Source organism: Streptomyces sp. NPDC002643, from assembly GCF_053592555.1.
The window spans coordinates 79,481-87,001 of the sequence record NZ_JBSFVY010000026.1; the positions used below are offsets into that span (position 1 = coordinate 79,481).

Below are 7,521 nucleotides of genomic sequence, written 5' to 3' on the forward strand. Positions count from 1 at the left end.
CTTCGTCCCGAAATAAAAATTCCGTCAGTCGATACCCCCAGAGTTTTTGGCGGCGCCCCCTGGAATCGGGTCGGATGACGCATGAAGAACTCTGGGGTTCTGCCCGGGGCGGGGGCCCGACACAATCGGCTCGTCCCCTCACCCCAGGAGCCTTCGGTATGCCACGTGGTCGACCGGTCACCGCGCTTTCCTCGCTGGAGCTCTGCGACCCGGACCTCTACGCCCAGGGAGACCCCGAGGAGCTCTGGCAGCGGATGCGGCGGGCCGCCCCCGTGCACGAGGGCGAGTACGACGGGCGCCGGTTCCACGCCGTGCTCTCGCACACGGAGATCTCCCGGGTCGTCAAGGACACCCGGAACTTCACCTCCCAGCAGGGCATGCGGCTGGACCAGAACCCCGCCGCCACGGCGGCGGCCTCGGGCAAGATGCTGATCATCACCGATCCGCCCCGGCACGGCGGTATCCGACGGATCGTCAGCGGCGCCTTCACCCCGCGCATGGTGGCCCGCCTGGAGCGCACCATGCGCGACACGGTCACCGCCGTACTGGACGAGGCCCTGGAGGCCGGCGAGTGCGACTTCACCCGGGTCGCGGCCCGGCTGCCGCTCTCGGTGATCTGCGACATGCTCGGAGTGCCGCCCGCCGACCGGGACTTCATGCTGGAGCGCACCATGGTGGCCTTCGGCGCGGGAGAGGAATCGGCGGCCGACCCGCTCGCGTCGGCCGAGGCGCACGCGGACATCCTGTCGTACTACGAGGAGTTGCTGGCCCGGCGCCGACGCGAACCCCAGGAGGACATCGTCACCGCGCTGGCGCACGGCACGGTCGACGGCGTTCCCCTCACCGACGAGGAGATCTTCCTCAACTGCGACGGGCTCGTCTCGGGAGGCAACGAGACCACCCGGCACGCGAGCGTCGGCGGACTGCTCGCGCTGATGCGCCACCCGGCGCAGTGGGCGTCGTTGCGCGAGGACCCCGAACTGCTGCCGACCGCCGTGCAGGAGATCCTGCGGTTCACCAGCCCCGCGATGCACGTCCTGCGCACCGCCACCGCCCCGGTCGAGATCGCCGGCCACACCCTGGCACCCGGCGACCAGGTCGCGCTGTGGCTGGCGGCGGGCAACCGCGACCACACCGTGTTCGAGGACCCCGACCGGTTCGATGTGACCAGGCGGCCCAATCCCCACCTCGCCTTCGCGGCCGGGCCCCACTACTGCCTCGGCGCGGCACTCGCCACCCGGGAACTCACCGTCCTGTTCGAGGAACTGCTGCGGCGGGTCGCCGACGCCGAACTGACCGGCCCGCCGCGACGGACGCGGTCGATCCTGATCTGGGGCCACGACGCCCTGCCCGTGCGACTCGTCGCCGCCTGACCCACCGCGCGAGCCGAAGGAAACGATCATGAGCGAGGAACGGACCGCGCACGACGTACAACGGACCGCGCACGACGAACCCGGCGCGACACGGCGGGAGGTGAGCCTTCCGGACGGCCGACGGGTGTCGTGCACCAGCCCCGCGGAGGCCCTGCTCATCTGGCGGGAGGCCACGGGCGACGGCCTGTACGGGCTCGCCGCACGCGCGTTGCGCCCCCACGACACCGTCCTCGACATCGGCGCCAACATCGGGCTGGTGTCGATCGCGTTCGCCGACGCGCGGCGCACCCTGCGGATCGTCGCCGCCGAACCCGTACCGGACGTCTTCGCCTGTCTGCGGGACAACCTCACCCGCCATGTCCCGGGAGCCACCGCCGTACGCACCGCGGTGGGCGCCGCGCCCGGTGTCCAGGACTTCACCTACTACCCGGCGGCCCCCGGCAACTCCGGCCTGTACGCCGACCGCGCGGCCGACGACGCCCTCACCAGGACCTTCCTGCGCCACGGCGGTCTCGACGAGGAGGCCGTCGACATGATGATCGAGGGACTGCACGAGGGCCGGACGATCCAGGTCCCGGTCACCACCGTCTCCGACCTCATGCGCGAGCAGGGCCTCAGGTCCGTCGCGCTGCTCAAGGTGGATGTCGAGCGCGCGGAACTCGACGTGCTGCGCGGTGTCGACGCAGCCGACTGGCCGCGCATCGACGCCGTCGTCGCGGAGGTCCACGACGAGGACGACCGGCTCGCACAGCTGAGCGCACTGCTGCGGGACGTCGGCTTCTCCCTGCGGGTGCGTCAGGACCCCGCACTGCGCGGCACCGAGATGTACGAGGTCCACGCCCACCGGGAGGAACACACACGGCGACCGGTCGTGACCTGCGACGCCCACGAGGAGGCGGGCCGATGAGTGCCGAGGAGACGGGCCGATGAGTGGGGAACAGGCGGGCCGATGAGTATCGAACAGGCGGCGCTCGTCACGATGGGCGCGGAGCGGCGGCAGGCGGACCGGACGCTGGTGTGCGTGCCGCACGCCGGGGGCAGCGCCGTGGCCTTTCACTCCTGGCACCGGGTGTTCGGCCCGCGCGGTTTCGCGGTCCGGTCCGTGCACTGGGACCGGCCCGACGGGTCGGAACGCCGTTCCAGTATCGAGGCCCGCGCCGCCGCCCTCGCGAGCGCGGTGCGTGAACTGCCGGAGCCGTGGATTCTGTTGGGCCACAGCCTCGGCGCGCTGATCGCCGCGGAGACGGCGCGTGTGCTGGAGGACTCGGCCGGGCCGCTCCCGGAGCGTGTGGTCCTGTGCGCGGCGGCGCCGCCCGGCCACCCGCGGACCTTTCCACCCGAGGTGCTCAGGGCCTCCGACGAGGACATGAACGCCTACGTCCGACGCCTCGGCGGCACGGACGAAAGCCTGCTGACCGACCCCGAGTTCGGCCCGCAACTCCTGGCCGGACTGCGCGCCGACCTTGATCTGATCGAGCGGTACACACCGGATCTCACACGTCCGTTGAAGTCGCCGGTCTCGGTGTACGGGGCCGCGGCGGACCACGACGTCCCGGTCGAGTCCCTGGAGGGATGGCGGGAACTGGCTCCGGAAGCCCGGGTACGCGTCTTCGACGGCAGCCACTTCTTCCCGCACGAGGACCCGGCCGCGGTCTGCCGCGCGGTGACGGCGGACTGCGCGCAGGACGGTCTCGAACGGGCCCGGGACCAGGCAGCCTCAAGGCGCCGTAGCCCGAAGCCGGCGTGATCCAAACGACAGGCCCTAGACTCGCCCGATGCCACCAGACCGTTCGGGCATACGTTCCCCGCACGCCATACCCGGAGCCGTCCGTGTCCGATAGGCCATCGAACCCCTATACGACCGCCGCGTTGGCCCGTCTGGTCCTCGCCGACCGGGCCCGCGACACCGTCGACGAGGCGCTCCGCCTGGTTCCCACCCTGGACGACGACCGGCACACCCCGCAGGAACTGCTGCTCCAGGCGCTCCGGGTGCGCTCGCACGTCGACAGGCTGGTGGAGGCCGCCGTCCTGCACGCACGGGAGAACGGCACCGACTGGACCGGCATCGCGGTCGCGATCGGCATCCGCACCGAGTCCGTCGCCGAACGATGGCTGCCACGGGAGCAGCGCTGGCAGGCCGGCCTGGCCCACCCGATGCGCCACGAGCCCGGCGAGGACCTTCCGGAACTGACCATTCCCCAGGCCGCCTACGCGCCGGAGGCGTACGCCACCGACCTCGACGACTGGGCCGGCCGGCACCTCGACCCCGTCGAGAGCGAACGGTGGCGCGAGCGCGGCCTCGACGCGACCCGCCCGGTGTCCTCAGGACTGGCCCGCAACACGGACGAGTCCGACACCGACGGCACCTGAGATCGACCGGGGAGCCTGGGCCGGAGGCCGAGGCGTCGTCGGTCTCACACCAGAGACGGACGGGAGTCCGTCGGCCGCCTAACCCCCGTTCAGCCGCAGCGGCAGGCGCTCCAGTTTGCGCATCCCCGACACCGGCTGCCAGTTCAGTTGTTCGGGGCTCACGGCCAGGGTCAGTGAGGGCCAGCGGGTGAGCAAACGGCCGAGGGCGATCTCGGCCTGGTGGCGGGCGAGTCCGGCGCCGAGGCAGTAGTGCGGGCCGGCGCCGAACGACACATGCGCCTCCCCTCGGGTGCGGTTCCGTCGGGTGATGTCCAGGCGCTCCGGGTCCGGGAACTCCCGGGGGTCGTGGTTGGCGCCGCTGAGCGCGGCCATCACCGCGTCCCCCGCCTGGAAGGACGCCCACCCGAGGTCGGCGTCCTCGGTGACGTACCGCATCCGCGACACCAGGACGGGCCCGCACCAGCGCAGCAGTTCGTGCACCGCCTGAGGGATCAGTTCCGGGTCCTCGCGGACCAGCGCCAGCTGGTCGGGGTGGGTCAGCAGCGCCCAGACGCTGTTGGCGAGGAAGTTGGCCGTGGTGTCGTGCCCCGCGATGACCAGGCTGAGCACCATCGTGACCAGTTCCCGGTCGGTGAGCCGGTCACCGTCCCGCGCCCGGATCAGTTCGCTGATCAGGTCGTCCGCCGGCCGGGACCGGCGACGTTCGACCAGCGCCTGCGTGTGGTCAACGAGTGGTCGAAGCGTCTCGCCCAGCTTCTCCTGCTCGAACGACAGCGCGTGCGTCCAGCGCAGCCAGGCGGGCCGGTCGGCCATCGGCACCCCGACCAGCTCACAGATCACCGTGATGGGCAGCGGATAGGCGAACAGAGAGAGGAAGTCGACGACGCCGTCCTCGGCCTGTTCCGCCATCGCGTCCAGGAGGTCGTCCGTGAGCCGCTCGATCCGGGGACGGAGGGCGAGGATGCGTCGCGCGGTGAACGCGGGCGCCACCAGACGCCGCAACCGGCTGTGGCCCGCCCCGTCGTTGTCGAGGAGGGTGTCCGCGAGATACGGGATCAGCTCCTCGGCGAGGCCGAGGTTCCGCATCGCGTTGACCTGCATCAGCGGCGCACCGGCCGAGGCCGGATCGTTGGCGAACCGGGGGTCGGCGAGCACCGACCGTACGCCCTCGTGGCGTCCGACCACCCACATCAGCGACCCGTCGAGTGAGCGCATGGGACAGGCGGCGGCCTGCTCCCTCATCCGCGTGTACACGGCGTGCGGGTCGGTGAGGACGTTGGGCGGCGCATGCCCCTCGGGCGCGTGCTGCTGACCGCTGACAGGCTGACCACTCACGGATGCCCTCCGAATGACACCGAACGCGCTCGCTGCCACCACCCTCCGCACCCGGGCCCGCCGCCACAACCCCGGACTACGAGGCGTCCGTGTCAGCTCATCCTGGGGTTCTTCTGGGGTGCTCCCCTGGTGCGGTGGGCGACCGTCGTCGCGAAGGATTGCCGAAGATCTTCCGAACGCACGACGGGGGCGGTGTGAGCATGGACGGATCTTCGGCACACATATGCGTATACGGTGAACCGGCATCATGACGGCGCCGGCGTACTCGCTCGACGGAGGACGCTCGCTGCACCGATGGTTGCGGGACATGCGGACGCACCACCCGGTGCATCAGGACCCCCTCACCCGGGTGTGGACGCTCTACCGCCACGGTGACATCACGCGGGCCACCGCCGACCCGGCCACCTTCTCGTCGGAGCTGTGGCGGTATCTGCCCGGGGAGATGGGCACCGGCGATCTCACCGCGGGCAATCTGACGGCGATGGACCCGCCCCGGCACCGCCTGGTGCGCGATCTGGTCAGCCGTTCGTTCACGGCCCGCGCGGTCGCGGACCTGCGGCCCAGGATCGCCGCCATCACGGAGCGACTGCTCGACGCCGTCGCCGACCGCGGCGAGATGGACGTCGTCGCCGACCTCTCCGATCCGCTGCCCGTCCTGGTGATCGCCGAACTGCTCGGTCTGCCGGAGGAGGAGGGGGAGCTGTTCCGCGACTGGGCGCGGCGCCTGCTCTCCTTCGACAAGGGCGACCTGACGGACGAGGCGGTCCGCAGAAGCGTCACGGACACCCAGAAGGAACTGCTGGACCATCTCAGGGTCCACTGCCGGCGGCGCCGGGCCGACCCCCAGGACGATCTGATCAGCCATCTGACCCGGGCCGAGGTCGACGGGGAGCGGCTCACCGAGGAGGAGGTGGTGAACTTCGCCAACCTCCTTCTGCTCGCCGGCCATGTGACGACCACACTGCTGCTGGCGAACGTCGTCCTGACACTCGACGAGCACCCGGACACGGCGGCCGAGCTACGCGCCGACCGTACGCTGATCCCCGGAGCCGTCGAGGAGACCCTGCGGTACCGGCCGGTGATCGTCAGCAATATGCGGGTCACCACCCGCCCGGTCACGGTCGGCACCGAGCGGCTGTCGGCGGGCCAGTTCGTGTCGCTGTCGTTCCTCTCCGGCAACCGCGACGAACAGCACTTCACCGACGCCGACCGGTTCGACATCCACCGTGACGCCCGCAGACATCTGGGGTTCGGCCATGGCATCCACTACTGCCTGGGCGCCCCGCTGGCCCGACTCGAACTGGGCATCGCGCTGGAGGCGATGCTCGACCGGTTCAGCCGGTTCGAGGTGACGGGCACGCCCGTCGACTACTACGACACGCCCGGGGTCGCCGGTCCGCGTTCCCTGCGCGTCGCCTTCCGTCACCACTGATCCGAACCGGTTCCGACACCACGGGTCGCCGCACCTGACGCGATCGCCGGTCACCACGTCACGTCCTGCCGACCAGGTCCACGCGGAGAAAGCCATGACACTCACCGAGGAACAGCTCGCGAGCTACCACAACGACGGATTCGTCCTCTTGGAGAACACGTTCTCCGGCGATGAGATCGACAACCTGTGCATCGCGCTGGCCGAGGACCAGCGCGTCCCCGGCCCACGGCTGATCACCGAGAACGACGGCGTCACCCCCCGGTCGATCTACGCCTCGCACACCCGCCACCCGGTCTTCGAGCGGCTGGTGCGCGCCGAGCGGCTGCTCGGCCCGGCCCGGCAGATCGCCGGCGACGACCTCTACGTCCACCAGATGAAGGTCAACTCCAAGCAGGCCTTCGGCGGCGAGGAGTGGGCGTGGCACCAGGACTACATCGTCTGGCGCGACGCCGACAACATGCGGGCCGCCTCACAGGTCAACGTCGCGCTCTTCCTCGACGACGTCACCGAGTTCAACGGCCCGGTGATCTTCCTGCGCGGCTCGCACCGGCTGGGCACGCTGGAACGCGGCGCGTCCGCACGGGACCACGGCACCGGCCACATCGACCCGGACGCATACTCCCTGACCCCGGTCGAACTGGCCGATCTGGTCAAGCGGCACGAGATGGTCAGCCCCAAGGGAGCGCGGGGCGGCGTCCTGCTGTTCAGCCCGCAGATCGTCCACGGCTCCGGGACCAATGTCTCCCCGTTCGCCCGCCGACTGCTGATCCTCACCTACAACCCGGTGTCGGCCGCGCCGTCCCCGGTCGGCGCACCGCGCCCCGAGCACCTCGTCGGCCGCGATCACACGCCGCTCCGGATCGACCGCGGCCGGTTCGACCGCCCCTGAGAGCGGCCGTCCCTGAGCGCGAATGTCCTTGAGTACGACCGTCCTTGAGCACGTTTGCCGCTGAGTACGACCGTTCCTGAGCGCGACCGTCCTTGAGCGGACCCATCCCCGAGCACCATCCG

Annotated in this window: 7 protein-coding genes; 6 read left to right on the plus strand and 1 reads right to left on the minus strand. The window is 70.9% G+C overall.

What is annotated here, in order from left to right; all coding sequences use genetic code 11:
- The first annotated feature begins 158 nt into the window (after positions 1 to 158).
- From ACWD4G_RS32825 to ACWD4G_RS32840, 4 genes are all read left to right on the plus strand, one after another.
- Positions 159 to 1,373, plus strand: a complete 1,215-nt coding sequence (locus tag ACWD4G_RS32825; protein WP_451299929.1) for a cytochrome P450 — start codon at positions 159 to 161, stop codon at positions 1,371 to 1,373.
- Positions 1,374 to 1,401: 28 nt separating this feature from the next.
- Complete coding sequence (locus ACWD4G_RS32830; RefSeq protein WP_451299931.1) at positions 1,402 to 2,280, plus strand: FkbM family methyltransferase; 879 nt, start codon at positions 1,402 to 1,404, stop codon at positions 2,278 to 2,280.
- Positions 2,281 to 2,322: 42 nt separating this feature from the next.
- A complete protein-coding gene (locus ACWD4G_RS32835) occupies positions 2,323 to 3,120 on the plus strand; it encodes a thioesterase II family protein (protein WP_451299933.1) in 798 nt (265 codons plus the stop codon).
- 83 nt (positions 3,121 to 3,203) lie between these two features.
- On the plus strand, positions 3,204 to 3,743 hold the full coding sequence (locus ACWD4G_RS32840; RefSeq protein ID WP_451299935.1) for a hypothetical protein: 540 nt from the start codon (positions 3,204 to 3,206) through the stop codon (positions 3,741 to 3,743).
- Between the two features lie 78 nt (positions 3,744 to 3,821).
- Here ACWD4G_RS32840 and ACWD4G_RS32845 read toward each other — a convergent pair whose 3' ends face one another.
- Positions 3,822 to 5,078, minus strand: a complete 1,257-nt coding sequence (locus ACWD4G_RS32845) for a cytochrome P450 family protein (protein WP_451299937.1) — start codon at positions 5,076 to 5,078, stop codon at positions 3,822 to 3,824.
- 247 nt (positions 5,079 to 5,325) lie between these two features.
- Here ACWD4G_RS32845 and ACWD4G_RS32850 point away from each other — a divergent pair, with 247 nt between their 5' ends.
- Both ACWD4G_RS32850 and ACWD4G_RS32855 read left to right on the plus strand, forming a co-directional pair.
- Positions 5,326 to 6,510, plus strand: a complete 1,185-nt coding sequence (locus tag ACWD4G_RS32850) for a cytochrome P450 (RefSeq protein WP_451299939.1) — start codon at positions 5,326 to 5,328, stop codon at positions 6,508 to 6,510.
- A 94-nt stretch (positions 6,511 to 6,604) separates the two neighbouring features.
- A complete protein-coding gene (locus ACWD4G_RS32855; protein ID WP_451299941.1) occupies positions 6,605 to 7,399 on the plus strand; it encodes a phytanoyl-CoA dioxygenase family protein in 795 nt (264 codons plus the stop codon).
- The last annotated feature ends 122 nt before the right edge of the window (positions 7,400 to 7,521 follow it).